1 protein-coding gene is annotated in these 261 nt (G+C 63.6%); it reads left to right on the forward strand.

Annotated elements, in window-relative coordinates:
- Nucleotides 1-261, forward strand: a 261-nt coding sequence (locus SB756_RS31560) for an ABC transporter permease subunit (protein WP_410913433.1), incomplete at both ends; no start/stop codon positions are given.

The raw sequence follows: 261 nt of genomic DNA on the forward strand, positions 1-261 counted from the left end.
GGCCGCCGCCTGCCTGGGCGCCAAGCCGCTGCAGGTGTTCCGTCATATTCTCGCGCCGGCCCTGCTACCGGCCTGGCTCACCGGTTTTGCCCTGGCCTTCGCCCGCGGCGTGGGTGAGTATGGTTCGGTGATCTTCATTGCCGGCAACATGCCGATGAAGACCGAGATTTTGCCGCTGCTGATCATGGTCAAGCTCGACCAGTACGACTACACCGGCGCGACCGCCATCGGCGTGCTGATGCTGGTGGTTTCCTTCATCCT

The organism is Pseudomonas sp. SIMBA_068 (genome assembly GCF_046534705.1).
Taxonomy (GTDB): domain Bacteria; phylum Pseudomonadota; class Gammaproteobacteria; order Pseudomonadales; family Pseudomonadaceae; genus Aquipseudomonas; species Aquipseudomonas putida.